This is a genomic window from Priestia sp. YIM B13552, from assembly GCF_042787775.1.
Taxonomy (GTDB): domain Bacteria; phylum Bacillota; class Bacilli; order Bacillales; family Bacillaceae_H; genus Priestia; species Priestia megaterium_E.
Genome location: NZ_JBHZOU010000002.1, coordinates 13,538 through 38,159, shown reverse-complemented (window position 1 = coordinate 38,159; position 24,622 = coordinate 13,538). Strand labels below are relative to the sequence as shown.

Here is a 24,622-nt window from a genome sequence, read left to right as displayed (position 1 = left end):
TAAAGTACGTTGAGGTGAGTTCGCTTATGATATCAAGAAAACACTTAGGATTTAATCTATCTATAATAGCGATTCCATGGTTGTCGTTGTTATTTATAGGGAAACGCAGCATAAGACGTTATTCGTTAGCAGGGGTTTTTATTATTATCTTAGAAATTATTAATCATTTGTATGGGCATCAGAGGAAGTGGTGGAGGTTCTACGACAAAAAAGATTCGTTTATAAAAGATGAACTTCCTTTTAGCATTGGGCCTTATATGCCACTTTCAATGTGGCTGCTTAAATCTTCGTATGGCAACTTTAAGAAGTTTATATTATTGAATATTATAGTTGATGGAATCTTTGCTTTTTACTTTATTGATGTTCTTAAAAGGTTGAAAATTGTAAGTCTAAACCGATTCAGTCATTTTCAATTTTTTATCTACCTTCATTACAAAGCATATTTGTTATATGGAGTGCAGTATTTATTTGAAAAGGTGAAAAAATGGAGTTAATTTAAAACCCTAAGTGGGATTACGTAGGCATCATTTTTTAATTTGGCGGATATAGACATCCCCTTATTATTCAAGCAATTGAACATGAATTTGATGTCTAAACTGTTGAGATCAAATTGACAAACGGAGATACTGTATCAGTCATGATTGATTAGTGATTTGCTTATGTTATATTTCAATCTTTAATGTAATTTAAAGTTAAATATATAGAAGAGAGCTGTTTTGAAGAATCAGCTCTCTCTTTTGTATGTTCCCATAAATCATTCATATAGATAGTATTCCAAATAATACAGCCACAATCGTCATAACTAACGCTGTTCCAATGGCATACTTGGCAGCAAAGCGAATATGGTCACCTATATCAATGCCAAGGAGTCCTACTAAGACATAAATAGAACCTTGAAGTGGACTTAATAGATGCAAGGGTTGCCCTAGTAAAGAAGCTTGACCAATTTCTAGTGGAGGGATGCCAAAGTGAGCAGCCGTTTCAGACATAATAGGAATAATCCCGAAATAGAAGGGGGCATTTGCCATAAAAAATGTGAATGGCATACTTATAAGGGCAACAATTACTGTTAATTTTGGGCCAAGAGCATCAGGAATAACGGCTATTAAAGTATCCGCCATAGCTTTAACAATACCTGTTCCATCTATAATTCCAGTAAATATACCTGCAGCAAATATCATGGAAACCACCGTTAATATATTCCCTGCATGAGCATGCAAACGTTCCTTTTGATCTTGTAAATTTGGGTAATTAACAATCATCACGATAGCAAAACCAATCATAAACAAAGCTGGTAATGGTAAGAACCCTAGAACTAAAGCAGTAAGAAGTAAAAGTGTTAAAGCTAAGTTAAACCAAAATAATTTTGGACGCTTTATTGATGCATCCATTCCTACATCAAGAGCTGCAGCAATTTCATTATTAAATTCTGTATCTATATTGATAACTCCCAGTCTTTTACGCTCGCGTCGTCCAAGGAAATAAGAAACCCCTAAAACCCAGATAGTTCCTGCAATCATAGAAGGAATAAGTGGTAATAGCAAGTCTGTTACATCTGCTTTTACAGCCGCCGTAGCTTGTACAGCAGGACCACCCCAGGGAGTCAAATTCATAATACCCATTGCTAACGCAGGAATACAGGCTAGAATAAGTTTATTCATACCTAATCGATTGTATAGTGGGAGAAATGCAGTTACTACAATTAGATATGTAATGGTACCGTCACCATCTAAAGCAACTATTAAAGAAAGTACTGCAGTACCCATTACAATTTTTAGAGGATCACCGCCAACCATCTTTATAATCTTCGCTACTAAAGGATCAAATAATCCTGTATCAATTAACACCCCGAAATAGAGAATGGCAAAGATAATCATAATTGCTGTCGGAGCAATGGTTTCAAGACCCTTCATCATCATTGGTCCTAAATCAGTGAAGCCGCCCAATAAAGCAAAAACAATAGGAACCACTGTTAATGCACTGAAGGCAGACAAACGCTTACTCATGATTAAATACATAAATACTACAATCATCGAAAAACCTAAAAATGTTAACATATTATACCCCCTCTAGAACTTTCTTTCATTTTCCCTCTTGTTTATCTTTAATGTCATACTTTTTAAATTCTCATGAAACTATTTAACTATCATTCTTTATTATAAAGCTGCTTTGCACAATCATTCATTAGTAGAAAACAATTGGCTTTTTTTACATATTATTGGTTTAAAACCTGGTATCAGAACGAATGTAAGGGTTTACAAAAAATCTAGCGTGAATTCCCCGCTTAAGCCCACTGTATATATAGAATCATTAATAGATTATTTTCTATTCTCGTGTTTCTTTAACTAATCACTCCTTTACTAAAATCTTTTGTTGATGATTGCTTAGAACCAAAGGTAGCGCTCTCATCATTTTCGTGTTAACAAGCAAAATACAAGTGTTAGGATTAATAAACTTATAGTCACTTTGTAATATCTTAGTAGGGGAGCAGTCAGATATCTCCGGATGATATCTAAAAATGATTTTACAGAACTAACTATATTCATTATTACAACTCATCGTTTGAAGTAATAATTATTACTTTTTTATTTAATTGTTGTAATAATTGTGACTATTTAAAAGTATACTATCATGGCTTCTAATGAAAAGTAAATGTTTTTTTATAGAAATGAAAAGTGAAAGGGAAGTATTAGACTTAACTGAAAAAATAAAAAAGTGGTAAAAACATAAAATATCGAATTATTTTATACATTCGATATTTCATGCTTTTACCACATTCGTAAATTTAATCAGTGTAATGATAATTAATTTTTGTAAGGATTGAAGTGATTTTATCGAGACGATCCTTTGTCTTTTCTGGATAATTTATAGCTATCGCACTTACAAGATAATCGGCCACAAGTAGCGACGCTATAGGTGAATTATGAAAAGCGATACTACTCGAGCTACAAGTCAGTACTAAATCTGAGTACTTAACTAAAGGAGAAGAATAACTGTCGGTAATCGAAATGACCTTGGCATCGTTACTTTTGGCAGCTGTTACAAACTCAACAGTTCTTCTAGCGTACCTTGGAAAGGAGGTTGCAATAACTAAATCTTTAGAAGTTAAAGTAATTCCTTTATCCACCCAATCACTTAAGTCAGAGACAATTAGCTCACAGTTTCCGAGTAGTCGATTAAGCCCAAAAGATAGATGCTGTGCCACGGGTAAACCACTTCTAACGCTTGTACAAAATATTCGGTCTGCAGAGACAATCATTTCTAACGCTTTATTTAGGCTCTCTGTAGAAATCATTTCTACTGTTGATTGAATGTTATTGAATTGACTTTCTGCACAGCGCATCCACAAATCACTCTCATCTAAGCCCTTCAAATTTGTTTCTAATCTGATTTGAGGAGCAGCATTGTTACGTAAAAGCTCCTGAAGTCCTTTTTGAAACTCTGCATATCCAGAATAGCCTAGACTAAAAGCTAATCTCATTATCGTGGTCGTACTAGTTTTTACTGTCAAAGCCAATTGATCAACCGTTAAAAAAGCTACATCGACAGGATTTTTAAGGATATAGTCTGCTACTCTCCGTTGAGTTTCTGTTAGTTGTGAGATATTATCTTTTAATTTTAATATTGGATTTTCCATACCTTCGCTCCAATTAAACAGATTATATTGTAAATTTTATTTTTTTAAGCATATAAAAAGTATTTATCATAATACTTACTTGAATTTTAGCATGTTTACTTTTTTATGTAAAAATGTTTCTTCTAAGTAATAAAGCTTAGGATATGTTTTTCCTGTGCTTTATTTATAAAAATAGATTTACTTTATTAGGTACCGGTGATAAGATACATTTAAGATTATAGTAATAAATATTACTTAAATAAAAAAAGTAGTAATTTTTATTACTTTATTTATTTTTTACGATGTTTTTCTATCTTTTTCAAAAATGCAGCAAATAAACTGTAGATATTCTGCGAATAGGGGGGCAATATCTAATTTTATTACTTTAATTTTGTAAGCGTTATCCTGAGTAGAGCATTGATTAGAATATATTAAAATTGAAGAGGAGTGTATATCAGTGAGTAATTTAGCACCAGTATTATCTGAAGACATTATTAAGAGAGTAAACCTTCTTAATACAACTCTTATATCCGATGCAATGGGGTGTACAGGCTCAATGGATTATAAAATTAAGCCTGTATCTACAGGAATGAAGGTAGTTGGAACCGCTCTAACTGTAAGTTTAAGACCTGGAGATAACTTATTTCTTCATCAGGCAATCTATGACGGTACAGAAGGATATGTACTAGTTGTAGATGGAAAGGGGCATATGGCAAATGCTTACCTTGGAGAATTAATGGCAGCTGCAGCTAAAGCTATTGGACTTGAGGGGATTATTATAGATGGGGCAGTTCGGGACAAAGAGACCCTTAGTCAATCAGGATTTCCTATTTTCTCAAAAGGATTTATTCCGAATGGTCCTCTTAAAGATGGTCCAGGTGAGTTACATAAACCTATTTCTTGTGGAGGCGTAGCTGTTATTCCAGGAGATCTAATTATAGGTGATGATGACGGAGTTGTTGTAGTTCCAAAAGAAAAGATTGAAGAGGTTCTTTTTAAAGCCGAAAAAAAACTAGAGTATGAGAAAACACGTTTAGAAACGATCGAAGCATTTGAAAGAGCGCGTCTGCAAGGTGAATCTGGAGGTAACATTCAGCCTTCATGGTTAAGAGAACAGATGAAAGCATATGGATTATAAACAGAAGGGAGAGCTTTAAAGTGAAATTAGGTTTTATTGGATTTGGAGAGGCGGCCTTTGAGTTATCAGTTGGCTTAAAAGGCGAAGGTTTAGAAACCATTTTTGCTCATGATGTTATGATAGACCATCCTACATATGGTCCACAAATTAAAGAACGAGCTGCTCAAGCTCAAGTAGAACTTCTTTATAGACCCGAAGAAGTTTTAAAACAAGTAGATATAGTAATAGTAGCAGTACCCGCAGATAAAGCACTTGAAGTTAGTGAGATGCTAAAACCATTTATAAAGAAAGAATGTATCTATGTAGATGTATCAGCTTCCACTCCTATCGTGAAGCAAAAAATTAACATAAATATACAAGAGAAGAATGCATTCTTCGCAGATGCCGCAATGCTAGGTCCCCTGCCAGTTTATAAACATAAGGTTCCTATTTCAGCAAGTGGTAATGGTGTAGATCGACTGATTTCTTTAATGACTCCGTACAGTATGGACATAACTAAAGTAAGTGAAAAACCTGGTGATGCCTCTGCTGTAAAGCTAATTCGCAGCATTTATATGAAAGGTGTAGTTGCTCTTTATCTAGAGTTATTAGAAGCTTCTCATGAATTTAATGTAGAACAATTAGTCTTAGATTCTATTAGTGAAACTTTAGATAGTAAGAGCTTTAGAGAAACAATGAACCGATTGGTAACTGGAACCTCTATACATGCATTAAGAAGATCAATTGAGTTAGACGGCTCTATTCAAATGCTAGAGGCTTCTAATTTAAATTCTGTTATGTCTAGAGCAGCAAAAAGTAAGTTAGAAACATTGGCTTCATTTAATTTAAAAGAAAAGTTTAAAGGACAAAAGCCAGATCATTGGTTGGATGTTATCAAAGCATGTAAAGAAGATGCTGCTGTAAACAATTAAATAAACTAATCTATTATATCAATAGTAAGAGACGGGGAGATTTACTTGGGAACATGGAATTTTCAAAGCGGTTCTATTTGGTTAGAAAAGGGGTTTATTCCTAATAAGTCTACAAGTATAGCAGCTACTCATAATATTTCCAGAGATGTTCATTTATCAGAATCAAATTTAATTGTAACAGCCCTAGGAGATTTTTGATGTGGGTGGTTACTGTAATCAATGCTTATTCAAGAGAACATAATATTATCATGTTTGAATTTAACACAGAAAGGGAGGCAAGAGAAACTTTCGTGAAATTACAAAACCATAAAATTTTTTCTGAAATTATCTGTTGCTATAATCCAGCTTCTACTCTAGCTGTTAACTGAGTTCTTTTAAGCTTAGGAAATCTACTAAAAAAAGATAGTAAAGAAAGCCAAGCAAAATGAGTGAGCACGCAAATATAGTAATTCTCCAGAGCTTGACAATAAAAGAGATGTAAACGTTATGTTTAAAAATAAGATAGTGTTGGTAGCCAATGGCGGCCCAGGAATTAGAAAGGCTGCTTTCCATGATCAAACTTGTGGAAATTAAAAAATACCTCATATGACACTTATATAAAAGATAATTGCAGGTAAGGAATTATAAAAGAGGTTACAGGAAGAACTGTAACCTCGATTCAAACAACTAGAATTATATGTGTGTGAATTCTTATATAAGTGATTTTGCATTTCTCCCTAAAATATAAAAGCTACGTTAGAAATCCTCTTTTATTAAGTAGCACCTCAGTTGATCTCATTTCTTTCCTTTGAATCCAAAACTCGCGATATAGGCTATTACTAACGAAATAACCGCAGCAACACTAATTTTTATGTAAGAAATCCCCAAAGCCCAAGGACCATATTTATGGGAGTTCAAATGATACATAGACCACCATTCTCCACCTTGGCCTTTAGAAAAAGAGAAGATGATCCATAGAAGAAGCAAGAACAGAAACCACACAAAAAAGACGATAATATTAGCGGTTTTCTTATTTATTGGTTAACCCTCCATCTCATAATTTATAGGTAATGTGCTTCTTTCTTATTATAGTAACAATAATCAGAAAAACGTAAGAGTTTTTATTGAAAGGGGCTGAGTAATCTAATTGATGTCTGCTTTGTGTAATACTAAAATTAAATGTAGCAACCTAAAAACATATTTCTCCATAAGTAGTAAAAGCATAGAAGGGAGGGGGAATAAATGAGTGGTCTTGAGTTCTCTGAACGAAACTATACAATCTCTGACTTCAAACAAAATGGGTATGAAAAACTTGTCCTATCTAAACCATTTGATCAATACGAAGCGGAAGTTCCGGTTACAAGGCAATGGTTTTGGAGTACGGATATAGGAGAATGGGAAGAAGTTGAAATTACGATAGAGGGAAATAGTGAAAAGCCATACGAGGAATTTGTTGAAATGGCTGATTGTATATTGAAACAATTACATATCTATCTTAAAAGGTCATTCGAATATTTAGAGCAGTTCATCTCTGCACAAAAATTTAGTGTCTATTATCTGTCCGCTGTAAGTTTTGGGCGGCTTTTAAATTTTGACGGACATATTCTTGCAGGATGTTCTTTAGCTTTTGTTTACGGCGATTATCCCAATGTATTTCAATATAAAGTAAAGTTCAATAGAAGCGGATGGCCTATTGGTTTTGAAGGTGGACCGCTATAAAGAGATAAAAGCAGAAAACTTAAGTTTATTTGAGAACATAGTTATGAACAAATATATTGAATTCACAAGAATATCGCACCAAATGAATAGTAGAAGAGATAAGAAGCAGAACTTTTCTTGTAGGCCAGATTTTAATTGATTCCTAGAACTAAATTTGTATGAAGTGACGTATATAAAAAAGAAAGCCTCCTTTGAAGGCTTTCTTACTCGTTAACAATTACTTAAACTCATTTTACTATCTTTATTATATGGAAAGATTGCTTTTTTGATTGTCGCTATTTTTTATAACTAATTTTATAAAGAATAGGGGGTAAATCATCAAGTACAAATTAAAAGCCCACCATGTGAAAGCGAAATCTTTAATAAATACCCAATACGCAATGGCTTGTAGCCCTGAGCAAAATGTTAACACTAGAGAAATTAAAGCGTATCCTTTCCATGATTCTCTATGCAGCTTGTATAAATATAGGCTAAATAAGCCAGTGAATGAAATAAGAATATCTAGAGGGAAGAACGACCAGTTCCAAGCCATGACTATAGGGTTATCATAATCTTTGAAGGCTGCACTTTTGGGTATCCATTCAAAGTAAGTAACAATCCAATAGATAATAAACCCAATATCTGTGACAAGAAAAAAAGGTTTTAAATATTTCATCTTTTTACCTCATGTGTTCTTCTAAAGTGGATTTACTAGTATCAGCTTCTTTTTCATCGGTCATATTTAATGTCACCACGCCGATAATAATTAGAGCTATAGCAACAATTTTTAGCAGGCTTACACTTTCATTAAAGTACATAAATCCAATTAGCGTAATAATTATAATCCCCATACCTGACCAAATAGCATAAGCAATTGAAATCTCTAAACTTTTTAAAGTTAACGTCAAAAAACACAAACTACAAATATAAAAAAATATGAGCAACACACTTGGTATAACTTTAGTAAAGCCGTCTGATAGTTTCATGGATGTAGTACCAGCCACTTCAAAAAGAATAGCTAAACATAGATAGAGCCAATGCAAATCTTTTCGCCACCTTATTTTTTTATAGAAATGCCATTCAAAAGAATATCAATAACAGATTTTAATATTTCACTCATTGTTAAGTTAGATTTTAGAGAGAAGCTTGGCTGATAAATTTGGTTGATTGCGCCTAGGTATAGCTCTATAAATAGTTGTGAATCAATTTCACGTAGAACTCCCGTTTCTATTCCTTTTTCCATCAGTTTTACCACTAGATCCCACTCTTGCTTTAAAAATTCATCTATCTTAACCCATTGATTATAGTGAAGGCGTTTTAAATCTATTAATAGGCGAATTTCCATTGTATTAAACTCTTCAGGAACACATATAAGAACTTGAGTAATCTTTTCAAGTAAACTTAGACTTTCATCATGGAAGATTTCTTCTTCTTTGTTCTTGATCTGTAGGATGAGATTTTCAATTATCGAGTCAATGATGTCGTCTTTGGAGCTGAAATGTTGGTACATGGTTCGTTTGCTAGTTCCTAAGCTCTTAGCTAAATCGCTGATAGTAAAAGAAAGTCCTTTTTGTTGAATTAAAAAAATTGCTTCATTTGTAATACGCTCTTTCATAATAACCCCCATTTGGTACCAGGAATAATTTTGTGGTACCGAATGTATTTTACAATATAATATTCCAAAAATAAACATATTTTTATCTTTTTTACTTTTTTAGATTAAAAGCATTCGAGATCTCATTGCTTGTGTTTTAAAAGAGTTAATTAATATTATTTAGATGATAATTTATATTTTTAATTTATTTGTTAAATTTATTTAATTTTATTGTTTTTTAAATTAATTATTTGTTATATAATCAAATTAACTAAAAGAAGGAGATTTGATTATGGCTTATAAAGTACTTACAAATTGTCCTGTCTGCAGTGAAACGTTAAAAATTACAAAGCTGCAGTGCACCCATTGTCACACAACGATTGAAAATGAGTTTGAATTGTCTAAGCTGGCATCCTTATCAAGTGATCAGCTTCATTTTGTAGAAATATTCTTAACGTGCAGAGGAAATATCAAAGAAGTCGAAAAGGAACTAGGAGTTTCGTATCCAACCGTTCGAGGCAAGCTTACTGACATCATTTCATCTCTTGGATATGTAGAGAAGAAGAAAAATGAAGTAGATGAGAAAAAAATTGTGTCTATGTTAGAAAATGGTGAAATTACAGCAGAAGAAGCCATTAAGCTCTTAAAAGAAGAATAGGGGGATTGTCTATGAAAGAGGAAATTACAAAAGTATTAACGATGGTTCAAGAAGGTAAAATTGATGCAGAAAAGGGATCAGAACTGATTCAAGTATTAAAAGAAAAAGAAGAAACAGGCAATAAGCTTTTGAAGAAACCGAATGCGTATCTAGATAAAACGTTAAAAATTCGAGTTGTGTCAACTGAAAATGATAATGTGAAGGTTAATTTGCCGATAAAGCTTGTCAAGCTGGTATTAATGGCGGGACACAGCATCGCAGCAAGTATTCCTCAATCAGAAAAATATGTGAAAGATATAGACATAAACCTTATTGTTGAAGCAATCGAAAACGAGTTAGATGGTCAAATTGTTGATATTAAATCGGCAAACGGCGATACCGTTTCAGTCATCATTGAGTAATGGTTCGCTTATGATTCATGTAAAAGTGAAAACCAAAGAAGCTCGGTTTAACATCCCTATTCCATATGCTCTTTTAAACGTTGCTATTAGCGTTGCTTTTTCAAAATTTATACAGAAGCATGCGGATAAATGGACAAAAGAACATTTTAAAAGAAAAGGGCTGAATTTCACTTTTCCGATAATAGATAAAAGCATGCTAAAGCCTATTGTTAAGGAACTGAAGAAGCATAAGGGAATGATACTAGTAGATGTCAAAGCTACTGACGGTACGGAGGTAAGAGTTAAACTATGATTTAGTATAAAGTACAATTAGCTTTAGAGAACTAAATTCCAAATGGCTCCGCGTGTTTGAGCTCATTTAATAAAAGGTCTTAAATATTTAAAAATAGAAAAAACTTTCGTTAGTCATACACACAAGTACTATCTAACAGTTGGGTATTCTCTATGTGCCTAAATAGAAGGAGCAAACTCTGGGGATAGGAGGATGCTTCTTTTATTTATGTATAAGCTTCTGTTTATAGGTCTTGAGATAAGTTTTGATACAAAAAAGTGTCTCAATTTGGCTTAGAATCATTAAGTATAGTTGCGTTTCGAAAACCATTCCACTTTTAATAAGAATAACAAAGTCCACCCATTATATTTTCCGTTCCCACGCTCATATCCATATAAAATGATGAATATGTTTTTAATACGTCGTTAAGCGTTTCAACTAGCTACAAAAAAATATAAAAATTTATATTGACAGGGGAATCATATAATTTTATAATTATACTTAATTCAAGATATTTTAATTCGAGATTTTAAATTGATGAAAAATAGGAGGAATAAAAAATGGTGAGCATTGGTTTATTGTTAATACGTTTAGTCATTGGATTATCTTTTATGGCACATGGAACTCAGAAATTATTCGGATGGTTTGGCGGCCACGGATTAGAAGGAACGGGCGGCTGGTTTGAATCGATCGGAATGAAGCCAGGTGTTAGAATGGCGTTAATGGCTGGATTATCCGAGCTAGTAGGAGGAGCTTTATTTGCTGCAGGACTTCTTACACCGCTAGGAGCGCTTTTGATTGCGGGAACAATGGTCATGGCGATTGTGAAAGTACACGGTCCGAATGGATACTGGGCAACACAAAATGGGTATGAATATAACCTTACGCTTTTAGTTGTAGCAATCGGTGTAGCAATTGCAGGACCAGGTTATTATGCACTAGATACGTTTATTTTCTAAAAGAGAAAATGGGTTGAATAAGAAAGACGCTTTTATTTTTTGACTAATATCTCGAATTCGAGATATTTGCGATAAATAGTTGTAATTGTAAAAGGGATCACGAAACATTTGACGAAAAATGTATCGAAGGAGATGGTGGTAATGAGTAAAAAAACAGCGGGTATTCATCATATCACGGCGATTGTAGGTCATCCTCAAGAAAATGTTGATTTCTATGCGGGCGTGCTAGGATTACGCTTGGTCAAACAAACGGTAAACTTTGATGATCCAGGAACGTATCATCTTTACTTTGGGAATGAAGGGGGAAAACCTGGAACGATTATTACATTCTTCCCGTGGGCAAATGCACGACAAGGAAAAATAGGTGACGGGCAAGTTGGCGTAACTTCCTATGTGGTTCCAAAAGGTGCGATGGACTTTTGGGAACAGCGATTAGCAAAGTTTGGGGTTCCAGCTACAAAGATGGAGCGATTCGGAGAACAGTATTTAGAGTTTGACGACCCTCATGGTTTGCATCTAGAGATTGTGGAAAGAGAAGAAGGAGAAAAGAATACGTGGCAAGTCGGTGAAATTAAACCTGAAGTGGCTATTAAAGGATTCGGAGGCGCTACGTTATTATCTGTTAAGCCTCATGAAACAGCTCAGTTATTAGAAAACGTAATGGGTCTACAAAAAGTAGGGCAAGAAGGAGATTTTATACGTTTTCAATCATCAGCTGACATTGGAAATGTGATTGATTTAAAATTAACAACCATTGGACGCGGGCAAATGGGCGTTGGAACGGTTCACCATATTGCATGGCGAGCAAAAGATGATGAAGATCAATCAGAATGGCAGAAATACGTAGCCGACAGCGGATACGGAGTAACGGCTGTTCGAGATCGAAATTACTTTAATGCGATTTATTTTAAGGAGCACGGAGAAATTCTATTTGAAATTGCAACAGATCCTCCAGGCTTTGCTCATGATGAGTCACTTGAAACAATGGGAGAAAAACTCATGCTGCCTGAACAGTACGAAACCCATCGAGATCAAATTGAAAGAGCTTTGATTCCTTTTGAAGTGAGAGAATTAGACTGAATTTTGCTAAAAGAATTCTTTTAGTAATAGTAAAACGCTAGTTCAATCCCGAATTAGGTATAAAGAAGGAATTAATTTATCTATATATAAAACTAATATCTATATTTGAAACACCGTGGTAATATGAAATTAATTCCAAGTAAGGAGGTGAATAGATGACGAAAACTATTGGTCTTATTTGTGGAAGCTTACGAAAGAATTCGTATAACCGAATGATTGCTGAGTCATTGACTACATTAGATGACTCAGCTCAATATCGCTGGATTGAAATAAGCAGCCTGCCTTTTTTTAATGAAGATTTAGAAGCTGACGGATCACCAGAATCTGTCGCATCCTTTAGAGCTGCGATTCAAGATGTTGACGGCGTTATTATAGTTAGCCCAGAGTACAATTCAGGAATTCCCGGAGTGTTAAAAAATGCCTTGGACTGGGCATCAAGACCTCGGACCTCTTCTGTTTTAAACAGAAAACCAGTTGGCCTAATTGGAGCAACTCCAGGAGGCTTCGGTACGGCTTTTGCTCAAATGCAAACGAGAGAAGTACTGGAAGCTATGCAAGTCAACGTTTTACCATTTCAAAAAATGCTGATTTCGCAAGTTCATGAAAAAGTTGATGCTCAACAAAAAGTACTAACCGATGAATCAACAAAACGTTATCTTCAGCGCTACCTACAGCAGTTCATTCATTGGGTTGATCAAGCGCCTGTTCCTGTTCTAGATTAAGAAAGAGAACACACCTCACGAACCTTCACCTCAGAAATAGCTTTTCTTTCTATACATGTTTTACCTAACAGATCATAAATGAAATCCAAAAAACCGTTCAAATTATAGACCGCTTGTAAGGAATGGAAGAGGTACATGTATCCTTACTTGCCTTAATTTAAGGAGGATTATAAAATGTCTGATCTTTACTCTCGCCTTTCAAAAGATGATGCTGCCGTGCTTTTAGTTGACCACCAAACGGGGCTTATTTCCGGCCTTGTACGTGACTATGGTGTTGATGAATTTAAAAACAACGTATTAGCTCTTGGTCATACAGCTAAATTCTTTGATTTACCGGTTATTTTAACAACTAGCTTTGAAAATGGACCCAACGGCCCGCTCATGCAAGAACTCGTTGATCTGTTTCCTAATGCGCCAAAAATAGCTCGTCCTGGACAAATTAACGCGTGGGACAACGAAGAGTTTGTTAAAGCCATTAAAGCGACCGGGAAAAAACAGCTGATTATCGCCGGTGTAGTGACAGATGTCTGCGTTGCTTTTCCTGCACTTTCTGCCATTAAAGCAGGCTACGAAGTGTTTGTTGTGACGGATGCTTCCGGAACGTTTAATAAGCAAGTCGCAGATGCAGCATTAACGCGTATGGCTCACGGGGGCGCACAGCTTATGAACTGGTTTAGCGTAGCGTGCGAGCTGCAGCGTGACTGGCGCAACGACGTTGAAGGTTTTGGCAATTTAATTTCTAGTCATCTTCCTGGTTATCAAAACTTAATGGGCAGCTATAGAGGAGCACAGCGGGATTTCACCAAGCAAAGTGTCTAACATAGCGGAGCTTCATTTTGCTAAAGGTCGTTCTCTTTACATATAAGACATGAAAGTAGAATGGCATCTGTGGATCATTTATGTGACGGAGAAAACGTAACGACATAAAAGTAATTGTTAGATAGGTGAGCCGACTGATAAACAGCTGGCTCACCTATCTTTTACTACGCTACCTGTCATGAAATATGCGTCTCTTGTATATAAAATAAAGTATATTCACGACAGCCTGATAAATGATAGGAAGGGATGCGGAGTAGTGGAAGAAAAAAAAGTTACGTGGCTGGAGCTTTTTTATGATTTGTTATTTGTGGCAGCCGTTGCGACTGCTACGCATGTTTTGCTTCACGTTGAACAAGGGTATATTCATGGAGAGTATTTGTTAAAGTTTGTACTGATCTTTATTCCGATATGGTGGGCGTGGACGGGACAAACGATGTTTATCAATCGATTTGGACAAGATTTTTTGCATCAGCGCATCTTTATGATTCTTCAAATGCTGTTTGTTCTTATCATGATCTCAAGCCTGTCCGTAGATTTTGATCAATATTACGTGTCTTTTTTGATTGGCTATATCGGGCTAAGAGCGTTAACCTCGATTCAATATCTTATTGTCCAAAAATTTGAACAGAGTGAGAGAAAAAAAGTTGCTGTGTTTTTAGGAACATGCTTTGGAATTGGGATTGTTATCTCGCTTCTGTCGCTCTTTTTCGATTCCTGGGTCCGCTACGCCGTGTTATATACGGGAATTGCAGTGGACATGATTTTACCTATTTTAGGACATAAGCGACTGGCGAAATTACCGACCAACACGGCTCATTTGTTAGAACGCTTTGCGTTATTGACATTAATTTTGTTTGGAGAATCCGTTGTCAGCATTCTTGCTGTGATACAGCCACAAAAAGGGGACTGGAATACCATTTTATTTTCGGTTATTTCATTTGTCCTGATCATCGCCATGTGGTGGCAGTACTTTGAGAACGTAGAAAAGAAAGTGAACAAGTCTATTCAAAGAGCCGGACAAACGATTATTTACGGACACTTACTTATCCTCATGTCTCTAAGCATGATTGCAGCATCGATTAAGCTCATGTTTTTACATGAAGTTCAGTACACATTCAGCTTATATTTTGTATTCGGATCCGTGCTGCTTTACTTCATGGCAACCACTCTTGTTTTTCACCAGTATAGATTCGAAGAACATCGTTTGAAAGTGTATCATTTAGGCTTGTTTTTAGGGATTTTAGCTGTGTTTTTTATTATTAACTTACTTTTAGTCGTCCCGAACACCCTCATCATAGGAGAGTTAGCCATCTTTTTTATTATCTACGCTAGGTTTACGACCACTTAACCAAATAAAGAACGACTATATACTGGAGGTAGCGAAATGGCAAAAATTAATGTAGGAACAGAAAATGAAGCACCTATTGAACTATACTACGAGGATCACGGGACAGGAAAGCCGGTTGTTTTAATTCACGGCTGGCCATTAAGCGGACGATCTTGGGAATATCAAGTTCCCGCTCTTATCGAGGCTGGATACAGAGTCATAACGTATGACCGCCGAGGATTCGGAAAGTCTTCTCAGCCATGGGACGGCTACGATTATGAAACATTCGCTGCTGATTTACATCAGCTGCTAGAACATTTGGATTTAACAAATGTGACGCTAGTCGGGTTTTCAATGGGCGGCGGAGAAGTAGCTCGTTATGTAGGAACTTACGGAACAGATAGAGTAGAAAAAGCAGTATTTGCAGGAGCTGTACCACCATTTCTTTATAAGTCAGAGAATCATCCTGAAGGAGCATTAGATGATGCAGGAATCCAAGAATTTGAAAACGGCGTAAAAAATGATCGCTTAGCTTTCCTTGATGATTTTACAAAAACATTTTTTGGGGTTGAAGACGGAAATGACTTAGTCAGCGAACCATTCCGACTTTACAACCGCGATATTGCAGCAGCCGCATCGCCTAAAGGGACGCTAGACTGTATAGCTGCTTTCAGCAAAACAGATTTCAGAGACGATCTAGCCAAGTTTACAATACCTACTCTTATTATTCACGGTGATGCAGACGAGATCGTTCCATTTGAATATAGCGGAAAGCGAACGCATGAAGCCATTTCTGGTTCCAAGTTAGCTTTAATAAAAGGCGGTCCGCACGGCTTAAATGCAACGCATGCACACGAATTTAACGAAGCGCTGCTGTCATTTTTAAGAGACTAAATATAAATGATTATTTTGTAAGTGAAAATCTGACGTATGAATAGGAAAAGCGAAAAGAAGTTGCCGGAGGGCGCTTCTTTTTTATCAGTTCATGCAATTAACAAAGGCATCTGATCGCTCCAAGGATTCTTTAGGGTGACGCATCTGATTACAAATAAAATCCCTAAATAGCTATAATAACTTTTACTTTATTTTTTCTGCTTACCATAATAATTAAAATGATTGATGAAAACAAAGAGCAACCCTTTAATTAAAGGCTGCTCTTTGTTTTATACATCTTATTTTGCTTTTCTAACTAAAACAAAATGTCTTAATAGTTAAGTGTGGTAATACAATGCTATTTACGTAATTCTTCTAATTCCGCAAGAAGAGCTTCAATCATTTCATCGCTTCTTCGAAGTTCTTGATTAAGCATATGAATCGTTTCCTCTTCCCAATTGAAAGGATTACCATAAGAAGGCGTAATAGGAAGATCTTCATACACATCTCCATTTTCTTCACTGTGTTTTGTAAAATATATAGCAACTTCACACATTGGATGACCAAGAGCAATACGCTGGCGCAAGCTCACTTTTCCATAGCCAAATTTCCGAGCTGCAATTCCTCCAAACACACTAGACGTCATCTTACATAAATGAGGAGCATCCTGTACGACGTCACCAAATGGACATTGGGTAGCGCTTACAACCACATGGTCTGGATAAACCGACACAATTTCAAAGTGACCTCCAATTGAATTTTTAAGGTCAATTATAACTTCTGCATATTCCTCTACCGTCCACTTTTCATGCTTATCGCTATAAAAGTCTTCCATCCATTCTCCAGTACGAATACCAATTTGTTTAATATATTCTTCAGCTACGGGGCCTACCGTTTTTTCATGAATCATTGCGTACTGTGTAATAAGTTTAGACAAAAATATATGTCCGCTTAGCTGACCTTTTTTTAAAGCCATATTGTAAATCCCCCTTTTGTTTTGTAAAAGAGTAAAAATATCAATTCAATAAGCAGCACTTTTTCTATATATCTCTATTTCTTAATTATTACAGATTAACAAGATCATATGTTATCTTTTTTGAATTTAAAAATATTTATTTGTAAATGCTGGCTGCTTTTTAAAAAGAAAGAAGGAGACTAGCATAATGGGCTTTATGGAAAATGAAAATCCCTTAGAAGCTCATCAGTTTCTAAGAGATTTTCATTTCTTTTTCGAGATATAATTGCTTCAAGAGAAAAGGTGGTACAACTGACTAATCTGTTAAAAAGAACGTAATAAAAAGTTCAATATAGTGTTTTGAAGGTCCTCATGAAACTCCTTGCGATTAAAGCCTGCCGGGTCCTGAGAAGGGGGGAAAGAAGGAGATTTCATAAAGTCGGGAAATGGGCTGAGAAATGAAAAATGCCCTCCATTTTCTACAACGATATGCTGAACTTTTTCCTTATCAGAAACGCCATTTAACACAAATTCTCCGTGAAAAGAAGGAGTAATCGTATCCTTTTTGCCTGTAATCATTAAAATAGGTATATTCACGTCTTCAAGAGCGCCTTTTTCCCTGAACCATCCGGCGGCTGGCGCTAAAAGAATAAGTGATTGAACCCGCTTATCATGATCAACAGATAAACAATAAGGCTTTTGATCAGGAGATTCAGAAGGAAAAGAAGTGGGAACTCCACCTGCTACAGCAAGAGCCGTATATCCTCCCATTGAATGGCCAATAAGAGAAATATTATTTGATTTAATGGATGGAGAAAAGGAACTTTCTTTTAAAAACCAATCGATTACAGTACGTATATGGGTAGACCGATTTTTTAGGTTATCTATTGTTCCAGATAGCGTATTATCCTCTCGATTATTAAAGAGATGTTGTGGTATTCCTACAATAAAACCATTACGTGCTAAAAACTGGGCAATGGTTCGATAAGCAAGAGGCGTGCTTCCATCTCCATGAGAAAGAATGACTAAAGGAAATGATCCATCTGAAAGCGGAGCATTTTGCGCAGCGCTTATCGTGTAAGGTCCCATCTTTTCAACTTGTTCTTCTTTATATGTAGGATACATAATAAGGAGAGGCAAGGCGTGTTCATTTGCTTGATCTTCTATATCTACGAATTGACATCCGGCATAAAATGACTGTCTTTCAAGTTTTCTTATTTGCACTTACATACTCCTCCTTGCTTTTAACAATCTTTATTATAACAAACTTATATATGAATTTTTTTTGATTTAGCTCTCTTGAAAAAGGGTAATTAACCTTTATTTTAATTATTCGTCGGGCTGTTTTTGTATCGATAAAGCACATTATGATAACTAAATTTATGCATACACTTATATAATGAAGACAGTGATATGTATTAAGGGGGAAATAAAATGCATTGTTTAGAACCAAAAGATTATTACAAGATAAATAACATGTTAGAAGCGTCATTTAAGACTCCTACCTTTGCTTTTTCTGTCGTTAATCATGTTATTCCAGGAGCTGTGTACGTAAATGATATTGTGAGGCCATCATCAGGATTTCTTAGAATACGTGCAGGTGACTATTATGTATTTGGACAAGGGAATGACGAGGTATTTAATAACTTTCTCTATCGTTATTTTGTTGAGAACGTGTATGGTAAGGAGAAACGGTTTACAGTTTTTACTCCATCCACTGACTGGGAAACTGTTTTTGACGAAACTTTCAAAACGTATGTAAAGAAAATGACGCGTTCTAAGTATAGGTTTCTTCCTTCAAAAGTGCATTCTACATACAGCTTGTCCAATCCCTATGAGTTACAAGATTTTAACGCTGATTCTTTAAGGAAAAGTGAGAATTTCAATGAATCATATATAGTGGAGTACTGGGGATCAGAAAAAAATTTTCTGAAAAACGAATTAGGAGTTTGTCTAATCCATAAAGAAAAGATTATCGCTGAATGTGTGTCTATTTTTCATAGTGGAACCATAGCTGAAATCGATATTGTGACTAATCCTAACTATAGAGGACAAGGATTGGGAAAGATAGTGGGCCAGGCGTTTATAAATAAATGTTTAGAAAAGAATGTTATGCCTGCTTGGGATTGCGATAAGAACAATAAAGCCTCGAAAGCACTAGCCAATAAACTTGGGTTTTCGAATGAAGAGGATTACGCTTTATATGTATTAAAATGAAAAGAGAATGAGACATAAATAAATCAATACAATCTACAGACGAACGAATGGAATGCATGAGCAAATGGCTTGTTACACCGCGGTTGATTTCCGTGTAAGACGTTGCTTTCCGCAGGCGGCCGATAAGCCTTGCCCTCTAATTACCAGCACACAAGATGATTTTACTGTAAACTGAATCCTATGCTCGTTAGGTTTAACAGTATCTACTTTATTAAAATATCCTGAATTCTTATTTGGGTAGGAGGACCTTATGATATCGTTTAATAGAATTATAAAATTGCGAGATTTGGAAATTTTTCGAGTGTCAAAAAACGGAACAATCTTTTCTTATGTAGTTATTGAAGACACGAGAAAGCCATTTACAGAAGAAGATAAAAAACTAGATCCATTATGTTATATGGAGGAAGAAGATATTAACGCGATTTTAAATGTGTTTAGGATTTCATTAGTCAATGATGAAAAATTAAGTGAAGAAGAGTCACTTTTTCTAAAATCGTTCTTTTCAGATTTTGTTAATAATACAAATTTAACGAATTTTATTATTACGGAATATATTCAAGAAGATTTGTATGATCATGACGTTAATATAAAATTTTTCAATAAAATTTTAAAGGATATAGGTTCAAATTATATTATTGAAGAATTTGATGAAATGAACTGGATTTATTTATCTCAAGATTAAAATATAACGATGTGTACTATATACAAAGCTAGTTTACATAAACACTTTTCTAAGAAGGCATATATTATAATTTAGAAGATACTAAGATTTTTGCAATCAATTTAATCCTTTAATATATTGTCCATGTGATCAAGGATTAAGGGGGAGAAAAATGAATATTACAGTAGTTGCACATAATCCAAATTGGAAGTACTTCTATTCAAAACTTAAAAGCAAAACCTATTATTGATATTCTATTGGTAGTTAATTACATTAGCAGGTTAGATAATTACTCAGACCAATTTGAGAAGCTCGGATATGAAGTAATGGGGGAGTTTGGAATCAAAAGAAGAAGGTATTACCGTAAAGGTGGGGATAATCGCACCCATCAAATTCACGCTTTTCAGTATGATAATATTCAAGAGATTGAAAGACACTTATCTTTTAGGGATTATCTTCGTCAAAATCAAATGATAAGCAATGAATATGGAGCATTAAAAGCTGAGTTAGCTCATAGATTTCCCAATGATATCGAGGGCTATAGTGATGGTAAGGATGCATTTGTTAAAAGAATCGAAAAAGAAGCGCTTAAATGGCATTGGCTTAATCGTTGAAATTAAAGAAAAAGAGTTAAACTAGTTAATATAATATTGTGTCTCAATACATTGTATACTCCATCAAAGTTAGTTACCATGATCATTCTTTCCCTAATTTATAAAAGAACGATCTCTTAATACACAGGGGATCGTTCACTTTTTGACTCTCTCATTTATACACGACTTTATACATTGTTAAATTATCAACATTTCTATCACTCGTGAAACTGGAAGACTTGCATGAAAAACACTCTTTTTTATAAATATGGTAGTATTTTATATCTTGTCTTATATCTACCCTGAAATTTTCTAACCTAATTTTTGTGTAGAAATGGGCTGCTGTAGCTAAATATTAAATAACTATTGAAATTTCATAACAAATTAATATTGATCATATTTTATAAAATTAAAAAGGTAAGCAAATCAATAGATACATAAGAGTATCCTTCTCGAATTATGCATAACTGGTCAATTTATATTTTTAAGTAAAATAGTGATATAAAGTACAATATGTACGTTATAACGTTCAAGGAGGGGTTAATATTTCGCATAAGAGAAGTACTGACTCTTCAATAAAACGAATATTTCTAACGTTAAAATGATTCCATTGTTAAAATGGATCCTTAATCAAATAAGCAAGTTATTTGATAAGAATGGAGACTGCACTATACATTAATAATAAAGCCATAACTATATTAAACTGGCTTTTATACTTTGAGAGAAATTTTTGAAAAACCGAACCAAATAAACTCCAACAGAAAGTACTTACAAAGCCCACAAAAGCTAGAAATAAAGAATACATTATTAAACTAAAATTCGAGTTGTGATATGGAAGAATAAAGGTTGCTATAGCCGTTATACCATACAGAATACCTTTTGGATTTATAAATTGTAAAAGCATCCCCATGAAAAACTCAATTTTCGGGATGGAATTTTGGAGTAAAACATTAAAATAACTACATAACAACATTACTACGAGAAAGCCTGCACCTACTCCTAAACAAAATTTTGTAGTCTTTCTCAAACCGTATTTGTTAGCAAATAACATGGCCATAATATTGTTAGGACCAGGGGTAAAACTGGTGACAAAAATATATAGCAAAAATGATAATAATGGCATATTTGTACCTCCTCTAATATGTATATTATAATGTTCAAAAAGGACGATATAACGTCGTGCTTTTTATTTTACATTACGGTCGTTATATTGTACATAGTGATAGGAGTGTATTTATGGAGGAAATAAATCTTATTATCGCCAAAAACCTAAAAAATTTTAGAGAAAGTAAGAAATTAAGTCTCGAAAAAGTTGCAGAATTAACTGGGGTAAGCAAGACAATGATAGGGCAAATTGAAAGAGGAGAATCGAGTCCTACAATTACAACTATTTGGAAAATAGCTAATGGATTAAAAATTTCTTTTACTTCATTAATAAATAATCCTCAGCCAGACACCAAAGTCATTTCAAAAACCGACATTCAAATATTATCTGAAGACAACGGAAAATATCAAGTCTACCCTTATTTTCCCTTCGAGGATGATAGACGCTTTGAAGTTTATTCTGTAGAAATAGAAGAAGGTGGATCTCTAGACGCTGATTCGCATAGGGAAGGGACTGAAGAGTTCATAACTGTCTTTGAAGGTGAACTCACTATAAGTGTAAATAGCAATGAATATACGATAAAGAGTGGGAATGCTATTAGGTTCAAAGCTGATAGAGCTCATTCTTATTATAATCGCGGAAAAACATTAGCTAAATTAAGTATGATCATATATTATCCAGTTTAAATAGCGTTCTTCAAGAACGCTATTTTATTTTTGTATTAAACCGGTACAACTAATGAAAGATTTAATGGCCAACCAATAAAGCATTGAATCGTTAGATACTATGTAGAGCGGTTAACCAGTAGCGGCATAGAAAGTGGAAAGACTACTTCCTATGATTCTTGAATTTTTGTATTATTTAGGTGTTTATGTTAAGTTATGGATATCCTTCTGTTGTGTTAGAAAGGAGTGAATTCATATCTTAAAAATAGCAATTGCTTCAATCATTGCAGGCCTTTTATTTAGTCTTTGTGCAAAATTAGTGATGTATACGAGATGGTCTAAGCTGTTTGTAAAGGCTAATGAAGATACTCATAAACCAATTAACTTTGTTCTTCAGGGGGCTTTATTTGCCGTTATTATGTTCATCATGTTTTTAATTGTAAAACCTTTTACATAGGAATAACGTTATAGCTGGAGTGATCAATTATTAATCTTTCATATTTAGGAATAGGTTTTGTAGCTATTTTTCTATCTGCATTTTTGATGAAGGCGTTTGTTGCCAATGATACGCTATCTACTATTTTTTCAGTTTTGACTGCTGCTGTAGGAGCAGCAGCAATTTCTCACTTTCGCGGAAAATATAAGGAAAAGTGAATTTAAACAGGGGCTGCAGTTAGTGTAGGGCTTAAAGCAACAATGCTTCATTTCCTGTGACGGACTGGCAAAGAAATAGAAAAAGCTCCCTTTCATAAGGGAGCTTTAAAAGATTTTACTTAATCCATTCAAATTCTTTTAAAGGCCAATAAGCTAATTTAGCTTTTCCTACAATTTTGTCTACGGAGATTGTTCCTACTTCAGCTGATCTGCTATCTAAGCTGTACATTCTATTATCTCCCATGACAAATAATTGACCCTTTGGGACAGTTTTGCTGCCTATATAATCTTCAAGTTTAAAATCCTCAGTTAATGGGCCTGTTCCTATTTCTTTTTTATATTGATCTAAATAAGGCTCTTCATATCTTTTACCGTTTACATATAGCGTGTCATTGCGATATTCTACATGATCACCAGGTAAACCAATGACTCTTTTAATATAGTCTTTTTCCTTTGTAGCATGAAAAACGATAATATCAAATCTTTTTATATTATCTGGGTTATTTTTACCCACTTCATTAAGAATAATGTGTTCACTGTCTTTTAAAGTCGGCATCATCGATTCACCGTCTACTACTATAGGTGTAAATAGGTACTCTCTTACCACAAAAGCCAGAATACAGGCAATGATAATGGATTTAATCCACGAAAAAAGCTCTTTCTGTTTCAATTGAAAACTCCTCTACAAGCGTAATACATGTTTAAAAGTATAGCATAATATATAGAAATAAACCTTTAATTTAACAATTAAAGGTTATATATGCTAGCATTTACAGCGGAAAAGAAGTAATTAATTCTGAGTATATTGGAAACTATAATTATGCATATACAGGAGAATTAGTATTTAGTAAAAAATCCATACTTATGGGTGGCGGTGGAGTAGGGGTTGGACGACCAGAAGATTCTAAAGATAAAGATACAATAAAAAAGGATTATAATGCTGCTTCGTACTCGGATAAGTATGAATGAACACTTATAAAGAGCAACCTCATCATTGGCAAACGAGGCTGCTCTTAAATTTTTTTTGGTACTTGTCATACAAATTTTATTTTTCATCTTCACACGCAGAAAAGTTTGTGATATAATTCACATGTGAAGATATCCATAAGGATCTAACACACTCTTGAATGTAAAGTAGAAAAAGCTATTTCACTCCGATGCCAATACGATTGAAATAGCTTTTTTTGCGTTCAGATTATAGATGCGAAAAAATTGTTAGCATAGGGAAGTTTATTTTTCGATTCTAACTAATGTTTTTTCAGGCATCTCAATAGCATCTATATCAAAGTAATGGATGTTTAAAGTTAGTTCTCCTTTTCGCTTTTCAGCTTCTTCTCCTATCCAACAGCTATACAATTCAAAAAAATCTCCTGATTTAAGATAGTGATCCATCAATCGACATAGTGCAAGTAGTTTCTCTTTTGATTCTTTCAGTCTGCTTTTATTCATATATTCCGTAATTTCAATTCCCCAGTCACTTGACACTTCATAAACATAAGAAGTAGTAAAATGATGCTTTTTTATGTTTAATCGATGCATTTCATCTGAAAAGCAGCTTCCAATAGTAACTATATCATCCATTTCGTCATTAATAGGTAATTCTACATTCGAACCTATATAGGTGGCTAAACTCATTTGTATTCACTCCTTTTTCCTTCTGAATAATCTATTACATTTCATAGAATGAACCTAATAAAAACCTACATAGTATGATCAAAAAGGTTTT

At 34.4% G+C, this 24,622-nt stretch carries 28 protein-coding genes; 18 read left to right on the top strand and 10 right to left on the bottom strand.

What is annotated here, in order from left to right:
* Positions 1 to 26 precede the first annotated feature (26 nt).
* On the top strand, positions 27 to 494 hold the full coding sequence (locus tag ACFX40_RS06165; protein ID WP_377254508.1) for a hypothetical protein: 468 nt from the start codon (positions 27 to 29) through the stop codon (positions 492 to 494).
* Positions 495 to 758: 264 nt separating this feature from the next.
* On the opposite strand, the gene ACFX40_RS06160 is transcribed toward ACFX40_RS06165, so the two are convergent.
* Together ACFX40_RS06160 and ACFX40_RS06155 are read right to left on the bottom strand one after the other, a co-directional pair.
* Complete coding sequence (locus ACFX40_RS06160; RefSeq protein ID WP_045293495.1) at positions 759 to 2,057, bottom strand: CitMHS family transporter; 1,299 nt, start codon at positions 2,055 to 2,057, stop codon at positions 759 to 761.
* Between the two features lie 728 nt (positions 2,058 to 2,785).
* Positions 2,786 to 3,637: a MurR/RpiR family transcriptional regulator gene (locus ACFX40_RS06155; protein WP_048019337.1), complete on the bottom strand. Its 852-nt coding sequence runs from the start codon at positions 3,635 to 3,637 to the stop codon at positions 2,786 to 2,788.
* Positions 3,638 to 4,073: 436 nt separating this feature from the next.
* Between ACFX40_RS06155 and ACFX40_RS06150 the strand changes: the two genes are divergently transcribed.
* The 4 genes from ACFX40_RS06150 to ACFX40_RS06135 all read left to right on the top strand — a co-directional run bounded on the left by ACFX40_RS06150 (position 4,074) and on the right by ACFX40_RS06135 (position 7,363).
* Positions 4,074 to 4,754 (top strand): RraA family protein, encoded by a 681-nt coding sequence (locus ACFX40_RS06150; protein WP_377238993.1) that lies wholly within the window; start codon positions 4,074 to 4,076, stop codon positions 4,752 to 4,754.
* A 20-nt stretch (positions 4,755 to 4,774) separates the two neighbouring features.
* Positions 4,775 to 5,665: a prephenate dehydrogenase/arogenate dehydrogenase family protein gene (locus tag ACFX40_RS06145; protein ID WP_045293501.1), complete on the top strand. Its 891-nt coding sequence runs from the start codon at positions 4,775 to 4,777 to the stop codon at positions 5,663 to 5,665.
* Between the two features lie 45 nt (positions 5,666 to 5,710).
* Positions 5,711 to 5,863: a hypothetical protein gene (locus ACFX40_RS06140; protein WP_377238992.1), complete on the top strand. Its 153-nt coding sequence runs from the start codon at positions 5,711 to 5,713 to the stop codon at positions 5,861 to 5,863.
* Between the two features lie 1,023 nt (positions 5,864 to 6,886).
* The gene (locus ACFX40_RS06135; protein WP_377238991.1) at positions 6,887 to 7,363 is read left to right on the top strand and encodes a hypothetical protein; all 477 of its coding nucleotides are present in this window, start codon (positions 6,887 to 6,889) and stop codon (positions 7,361 to 7,363) included.
* Positions 7,364 to 7,607: 244 nt separating this feature from the next.
* Here the strand turns inward: ACFX40_RS06135 and ACFX40_RS06130 are convergent, their stop codons facing one another.
* Genes ACFX40_RS06130 through ACFX40_RS06120 form a run of 3 tightly spaced genes read right to left on the bottom strand, consistent with a single transcriptional unit; the run spans position 7,608 to position 8,957 of the window.
* Entirely contained in the window at positions 7,608 to 8,018 is a 411-nt protein-coding gene (locus ACFX40_RS06130) for a DUF5360 family protein (protein WP_377238990.1), read from the bottom strand.
* A gap of 4 nt (positions 8,019 to 8,022) precedes the next feature.
* The gene (locus ACFX40_RS06125; RefSeq protein ID WP_328107772.1) at positions 8,023 to 8,385 is read right to left on the bottom strand and encodes a DMT family transporter; all 363 of its coding nucleotides are present in this window, start codon (positions 8,383 to 8,385) and stop codon (positions 8,023 to 8,025) included.
* A 14-nt stretch (positions 8,386 to 8,399) separates the two neighbouring features.
* Positions 8,400 to 8,957 carry a TetR/AcrR family transcriptional regulator gene (locus ACFX40_RS06120; RefSeq protein WP_328107773.1) on the bottom strand — a complete coding sequence of 186 codons (558 nt, stop codon included), beginning with the start codon at positions 8,955 to 8,957 and terminating at the stop codon, positions 8,400 to 8,402.
* A 271-nt stretch (positions 8,958 to 9,228) separates the two neighbouring features.
* Here ACFX40_RS06120 and ACFX40_RS06115 point away from each other — a divergent pair, with 271 nt between their 5' ends.
* The 9 genes from ACFX40_RS06115 to ACFX40_RS06075 all read left to right on the top strand — a co-directional run bounded on the left by ACFX40_RS06115 (position 9,229) and on the right by ACFX40_RS06075 (position 16,067).
* Positions 9,229 to 9,594, top strand: a complete 366-nt coding sequence (locus ACFX40_RS06115; RefSeq protein ID WP_377238989.1) for a DUF2089 domain-containing protein — start codon at positions 9,229 to 9,231, stop codon at positions 9,592 to 9,594.
* 11 nt (positions 9,595 to 9,605) lie between these two features.
* Complete coding sequence (locus ACFX40_RS06110; RefSeq protein ID WP_016766321.1) at positions 9,606 to 9,995, top strand: SHOCT-like domain-containing protein; 390 nt, start codon at positions 9,606 to 9,608, stop codon at positions 9,993 to 9,995.
* 10 nt (positions 9,996 to 10,005) lie between these two features.
* A complete protein-coding gene (locus ACFX40_RS06105) occupies positions 10,006 to 10,287 on the top strand; it encodes a hypothetical protein (RefSeq protein WP_377238988.1) in 282 nt (93 codons plus the stop codon).
* Between the two features lie 539 nt (positions 10,288 to 10,826).
* On the top strand, positions 10,827 to 11,225 hold the full coding sequence (locus tag ACFX40_RS06100) for a DoxX family protein (RefSeq protein ID WP_377238987.1): 399 nt from the start codon (positions 10,827 to 10,829) through the stop codon (positions 11,223 to 11,225).
* Between the two features lie 141 nt (positions 11,226 to 11,366).
* Complete coding sequence (locus ACFX40_RS06095; RefSeq protein ID WP_060747307.1) at positions 11,367 to 12,305, top strand: ring-cleaving dioxygenase; 939 nt, start codon at positions 11,367 to 11,369, stop codon at positions 12,303 to 12,305.
* Between the two features lie 155 nt (positions 12,306 to 12,460).
* A complete protein-coding gene (locus tag ACFX40_RS06090; RefSeq protein WP_028409904.1) occupies positions 12,461 to 13,027 on the top strand; it encodes an NADPH-dependent FMN reductase in 567 nt (188 codons plus the stop codon).
* 174 nt (positions 13,028 to 13,201) lie between these two features.
* On the top strand, positions 13,202 to 13,846 hold the full coding sequence (gene ycaC / locus ACFX40_RS06085; RefSeq protein WP_377238985.1) for an isochorismate family cysteine hydrolase YcaC: 645 nt from the start codon (positions 13,202 to 13,204) through the stop codon (positions 13,844 to 13,846).
* A gap of 256 nt (positions 13,847 to 14,102) precedes the next feature.
* The gene (locus ACFX40_RS06080) at positions 14,103 to 15,194 is read left to right on the top strand and encodes a low temperature requirement protein A (RefSeq protein WP_141235301.1); all 1,092 of its coding nucleotides are present in this window, start codon (positions 14,103 to 14,105) and stop codon (positions 15,192 to 15,194) included.
* A 36-nt stretch (positions 15,195 to 15,230) separates the two neighbouring features.
* A complete protein-coding gene (locus ACFX40_RS06075; RefSeq protein WP_217598715.1) occupies positions 15,231 to 16,067 on the top strand; it encodes an alpha/beta fold hydrolase in 837 nt (278 codons plus the stop codon).
* 337 nt (positions 16,068 to 16,404) lie between these two features.
* Here ACFX40_RS06075 and ACFX40_RS06070 read toward each other — a convergent pair whose 3' ends face one another.
* Together ACFX40_RS06070 and ACFX40_RS06065 are read right to left on the bottom strand one after the other, a co-directional pair.
* Complete coding sequence (locus ACFX40_RS06070; RefSeq protein WP_098334154.1) at positions 16,405 to 17,022, bottom strand: methanogen output domain 1-containing protein; 618 nt, start codon at positions 17,020 to 17,022, stop codon at positions 16,405 to 16,407.
* Between the two features lie 303 nt (positions 17,023 to 17,325).
* Complete coding sequence (locus tag ACFX40_RS06065; protein WP_377254505.1) at positions 17,326 to 18,225, bottom strand: alpha/beta hydrolase family protein; 900 nt, start codon at positions 18,223 to 18,225, stop codon at positions 17,326 to 17,328.
* A gap of 210 nt (positions 18,226 to 18,435) precedes the next feature.
* On the opposite strand from ACFX40_RS06065, the gene ACFX40_RS06060 reads away from it, so the two are divergent.
* From ACFX40_RS06060 to ACFX40_RS06050, 3 genes are all read left to right on the top strand, one after another.
* The gene (locus ACFX40_RS06060) at positions 18,436 to 19,218 is read left to right on the top strand and encodes a GNAT family N-acetyltransferase (RefSeq protein ID WP_377254502.1); all 783 of its coding nucleotides are present in this window, start codon (positions 18,436 to 18,438) and stop codon (positions 19,216 to 19,218) included.
* A 250-nt stretch (positions 19,219 to 19,468) separates the two neighbouring features.
* Positions 19,469 to 19,900, top strand: a complete 432-nt coding sequence (locus tag ACFX40_RS06055; RefSeq protein ID WP_377254499.1) for a terpene synthase — start codon at positions 19,469 to 19,471, stop codon at positions 19,898 to 19,900.
* Positions 19,901 to 20,067: 167 nt separating this feature from the next.
* Positions 20,068 to 20,493, top strand: coding sequence for a GrpB family protein (locus tag ACFX40_RS06050; protein WP_377254497.1), 426 nt, complete (start codon positions 20,068 to 20,070; stop codon positions 20,491 to 20,493).
* 622 nt (positions 20,494 to 21,115) lie between these two features.
* Here the strand turns inward: ACFX40_RS06050 and ACFX40_RS06045 are convergent.
* The gene (locus ACFX40_RS06045) at positions 21,116 to 21,595 is read right to left on the bottom strand and encodes a LysE family translocator (RefSeq protein ID WP_377254494.1); all 480 of its coding nucleotides are present in this window, start codon (positions 21,593 to 21,595) and stop codon (positions 21,116 to 21,118) included.
* 113 nt (positions 21,596 to 21,708) lie between these two features.
* On the opposite strand from ACFX40_RS06045, the gene ACFX40_RS06040 reads away from it, so the two are divergent.
* Positions 21,709 to 22,263, top strand: a complete 555-nt coding sequence (locus ACFX40_RS06040; RefSeq protein WP_028409913.1) for a helix-turn-helix domain-containing protein — start codon at positions 21,709 to 21,711, stop codon at positions 22,261 to 22,263.
* Positions 22,264 to 23,011: 748 nt separating this feature from the next.
* Here the strand turns inward: ACFX40_RS06040 and lepB are convergent.
* Both lepB and ACFX40_RS06030 read right to left on the bottom strand, forming a co-directional pair.
* On the bottom strand, positions 23,012 to 23,566 hold the full coding sequence (lepB, locus tag ACFX40_RS06035; protein ID WP_377254491.1) for a signal peptidase I: 555 nt from the start codon (positions 23,564 to 23,566) through the stop codon (positions 23,012 to 23,014).
* A gap of 560 nt (positions 23,567 to 24,126) precedes the next feature.
* On the bottom strand, positions 24,127 to 24,531 hold the full coding sequence (locus tag ACFX40_RS06030; RefSeq protein ID WP_060746384.1) for a hypothetical protein: 405 nt from the start codon (positions 24,529 to 24,531) through the stop codon (positions 24,127 to 24,129).
* Positions 24,532 to 24,622: the final 91 nt, after the last annotated feature.

Bases quoted from the DNA above. Each gene is read 5' to 3' on its own strand.
- ACFX40_RS06165 (WP_377254508.1), top strand. From the start codon at position 27: ATGATATCAAGAAAACACTTAGGATTTAATCTATCTATAATAGCGATT.
- ACFX40_RS06160 (WP_045293495.1), bottom strand. From the start codon at position 2,057: ATGTTAACATTTTTAGGTTTTTCGATGATTGTAGTATTTATGTATTTA.
- ACFX40_RS06155 (WP_048019337.1), bottom strand. From the start codon at position 3,637: ATGGAAAATCCAATATTAAAATTAAAAGATAATATCTCACAACTAACA.
- ACFX40_RS06135 (WP_377238991.1), top strand. From the start codon at position 6,887: ATGAGTGGTCTTGAGTTCTCTGAACGAAACTATACAATCTCTGACTTC.
- ACFX40_RS06130 (WP_377238990.1), bottom strand. From the start codon at position 8,018: ATGAAATATTTAAAACCTTTTTTTCTTGTCACAGATATTGGGTTTATT.
- ACFX40_RS06120 (WP_328107773.1), bottom strand. From the start codon at position 8,957: ATGAAAGAGCGTATTACAAATGAAGCAATTTTTTTAATTCAACAAAAA.
- ACFX40_RS06115 (WP_377238989.1), top strand. From the start codon at position 9,229: ATGGCTTATAAAGTACTTACAAATTGTCCTGTCTGCAGTGAAACGTTA.
- ACFX40_RS06110 (WP_016766321.1), top strand. From the start codon at position 9,606: ATGAAAGAGGAAATTACAAAAGTATTAACGATGGTTCAAGAAGGTAAA.
- ACFX40_RS06105 (WP_377238988.1), top strand. From the start codon at position 10,006: ATGATTCATGTAAAAGTGAAAACCAAAGAAGCTCGGTTTAACATCCCT.
- ACFX40_RS06100 (WP_377238987.1), top strand. From the start codon at position 10,827: ATGGTGAGCATTGGTTTATTGTTAATACGTTTAGTCATTGGATTATCT.
- ACFX40_RS06095 (WP_060747307.1), top strand. From the start codon at position 11,367: ATGAGTAAAAAAACAGCGGGTATTCATCATATCACGGCGATTGTAGGT.
- ACFX40_RS06090 (WP_028409904.1), top strand. From the start codon at position 12,461: ATGACGAAAACTATTGGTCTTATTTGTGGAAGCTTACGAAAGAATTCG.
- ycaC (WP_377238985.1), top strand. From the start codon at position 13,202: ATGTCTGATCTTTACTCTCGCCTTTCAAAAGATGATGCTGCCGTGCTT.
- ACFX40_RS06075 (WP_217598715.1), top strand. From the start codon at position 15,231: ATGGCAAAAATTAATGTAGGAACAGAAAATGAAGCACCTATTGAACTA.
- ACFX40_RS06070 (WP_098334154.1), bottom strand. From the start codon at position 17,022: ATGGCTTTAAAAAAAGGTCAGCTAAGCGGACATATATTTTTGTCTAAA.
- ACFX40_RS06060 (WP_377254502.1), top strand. From the start codon at position 18,436: ATGCATTGTTTAGAACCAAAAGATTATTACAAGATAAATAACATGTTA.
- ACFX40_RS06055 (WP_377254499.1), top strand. From the start codon at position 19,469: ATGATATCGTTTAATAGAATTATAAAATTGCGAGATTTGGAAATTTTT.
- ACFX40_RS06045 (WP_377254494.1), bottom strand. From the start codon at position 21,595: ATGCCATTATTATCATTTTTGCTATATATTTTTGTCACCAGTTTTACC.
- ACFX40_RS06040 (WP_028409913.1), top strand. From the start codon at position 21,709: ATGGAGGAAATAAATCTTATTATCGCCAAAAACCTAAAAAATTTTAGA.
- ACFX40_RS06030 (WP_060746384.1), bottom strand. From the start codon at position 24,531: ATGAGTTTAGCCACCTATATAGGTTCGAATGTAGAATTACCTATTAAT.